The sequence below is a fragment of the Algoriphagus sp. genome (assembly GCF_024642405.1).
Lineage (GTDB): Bacteria > Bacteroidota > Bacteroidia > Cytophagales > Cyclobacteriaceae > Algoriphagus.
This window is the reverse complement of the sequence record NZ_JAHEBC010000472.1, coordinates 1-2,577: the sequence shown is the minus strand read 5'-3', so window position 1 is coordinate 2,577 and position 2,577 is coordinate 1. Positions and strand designations below refer to the sequence as shown.

General features: G+C 35.6%; 3 protein-coding genes. 1 reads left to right on the top strand and 2 read right to left on the bottom strand.

Annotation, left to right across the window (positions count from 1 at the left end; genetic code table 11):
• A partial coding sequence (locus Q0L68_RS19475) for a M1 family aminopeptidase (protein WP_296705913.1) occupies positions 1 to 901 on the top strand: 901 nt, incomplete at its 5' end.
• A 54-nt stretch (positions 902 to 955) separates the two neighbouring features.
• Here the strand turns inward: Q0L68_RS19475 and Q0L68_RS19470 are convergent.
• The gene (locus Q0L68_RS19470; RefSeq protein WP_296705912.1) at positions 956 to 1,390 is read right to left on the bottom strand and encodes a VOC family protein; all 435 of its coding nucleotides are present in this window, start codon (positions 1,388 to 1,390) and stop codon (positions 956 to 958) included.
• A 148-nt stretch (positions 1,391 to 1,538) separates the two neighbouring features.
• The coding region (locus Q0L68_RS19465; RefSeq protein WP_296705911.1) for a S41 family peptidase at positions 1,539 to 2,577 on the bottom strand (1,039 nt) is incomplete at its 5' end.

Below are 2,577 nucleotides of genomic sequence, written 5' to 3'. Positions count from 1 at the left end.
TAGGTCTACAGAATACTCCAAAGCTTCGATTGAACATTATTCTCAAAAATGGTTTGAATTTCCATACGCAACTGCTACTAATGTTGCAGCTGAGATCGGCGGGATGGAATATCCCGGTTTGAATTTTTGCCATTACAGATCAAAAGGTGCCAGTCTTTGGGGAGTTACCGACCATGAATTTGGACATAATTGGTTTCCGATGATAGTTGGTTCAAATGAAAGAAGATATGCTTGGATGGATGAAGGGTTCAATACATTCATAAATCATTATAGCACCTTGGAATTTAACAATGGGGAATACCCTTCTAATCTGAACCAAAGCAGAAGGTATTTGAATTACTTTAATAGCGAAACCAGAGAAGGAATAAATACATACCCAGATGTGGCTAATACCTCTAATTTGGGAATGGTGGCCTATAATAAGCCAGCTTTTGGATTATACATGCTAAGAGAATACATTTTAGGCCCCGAGCGCTTTGACAATGCATTCAAATCATATATAAAGACTTGGGCCTATAAGCATCCACAACCAACAGATTTTTTCAATCATATGGAAAACGTAGGTGGAGAGAATCTATCTTGGTTCTGGCAAGGTTGGTTCTATGGAAATGGAAATATAGATATAGGAATAAATGGGGTTTTCCCTTATGCTGGGAATTATTTGGTAAGTCTTTCTAATAAAGGAGATATGCCAATGCCAGTTTTAATTGAGGTGACTTATGAGGATGATTCTACGGAAAGATTTAGCTTGCCTGTTGAAATCTGGCAAAGAGGTGATACCTGGAATCACTTAGTTAAAACTGATAAAAAAATAAAAGCAGTTGTAATAGATCCAGAAAAAATTACTCCGGATATTAATTTTGGTAACGATAGTTGGCCACAAAATATCTACGATAATTAAATCAGAATGCCCGAAATTAATTATTTCGGGCATTCTTTTTTTTAAACATTAGAATCAATAATCATCATTTATTTCGAGCCACATGCCATCAGGATCCTGAATATAAATTTGTCTTATCCCGTCTACACGGATTGTAACTTTTCCTTTTTCACCTATCCAGCTCTCAAAAGGGTAATTGGTTTCCTGAAGGGTTTTGATGAATGAATCCATATCTTCCATGCTAAAGCAAAGGTGATTTACCTTGGAAATTTGCGTAGGGATATTTGGAGCCTCAATAATATGAAGAGCTGCCCCACCACCTATATCATACCAGGCATGCAAACCATCCTTAAAAGGTTCTTCTATTTCCTTTAGCCCAACTATTTTTTCATAAAATTCTTTACTCGTTTGAAGGTTGGAAACGTGAGCTGCGATATGATTGACTTTAATCTGTGCTGTAGTACTCATTATGATTCCAGAAAATAAAAGGAAAGTTAAAAGATGTTTCATTGGATTTTGGATTTATGATAAAATTGACTCGATCGGAAATATAAAGTATTTCCAAGTTCAACCTTTTATGAAAAGATTGAAAGTAAAAATGGATATAAAAAAAGAGCAACTCTTTCGAATTGCTCTCAAATTTTAAAGAAAATGAAGTTTATTCCTCCTCCTGTACATTACTTAGGTCTTTTGCTAATGCGATTTGCTCAGCCTGATCAAATAATTTTAGTGCTTGTACATACACTTCATTGATATCATTAACGACCATATAAAATGCACTGTCGTCATATAATTGACGTCCAAGGTGTGCTTTTACCAGAATTTTTAAATACGATTTAGATTCTTCAAAGTCAGCTTTGTCAAACTTCACTTTGTTTTTCTCACCAACAGCTACCAATTCTTTAAGCATTTCGTCTGAAACTTCAAATTTTTCTCTGTATTCCTCTATCGGCATGTTTTCAAACTTTGACTTGTTTTCATTGGCATATTCCAAAACAAACTCTCTATTAGAATCTGAATTAAATAATCTATTCACGTAGACACTACTCATAGTTGTATCGAGAGGCACAAAATAATCAGGCATGATTCCTCCTCCTCCATATACAGATCTTCCTTTAAGAGTTTCATACTTCAAGCTATCATTAAACTTGATGCTATCTGCTGAGAAAAATTCACCATGCTCATACCTTTTTGTGAAATCCCGCTCGTAGTCTTCATAATTGGCGCCATAAGGTTTTTGGATAGATCTGCCAGATGGCGTATAATATCTTGCGATAGTTAATCTAAGTTCTCCTCCATCTGAAAGGTCAATTGGTAATTGTACCAATCCTTTTCCGAAAGATCTTCTGCCGACGATCAATCCTCGATCATTATCTTGAATTGCTCCAGCTAGAATTTCTGAAGCAGAAGCACTTCCCTCATTTATCAAGACTATCACTGGACCTTCTTCAAACAAACCTGGCTTATACGCAAATGCTTTTTGACTGTATTGATCTACTTTTCCTTCTTGAGAAACGATTAATGCTCTTTGTCCTAAAAGTTCATCTGCCATATTAATAGCTGCACCCATATATCCTCCAGGATTTCCCTGAAGATCCACAATCAATTTTTTCATTCCTCTAGATTTTAAATCTTCAATGGAAGATTTAAACTCATCATAAGTGGTGGCTGCAAATCGGGTAACTTTGATATATCCG

What these genes read in the sequence shown, in the direction of transcription:
- Q0L68_RS19470 (WP_296705912.1), bottom strand. Translation starts at nt 1,390, where the DNA reads ATGAAACATCTTTTAACTTTCCTTTTATTTTCTGGAATCATAATGAGT.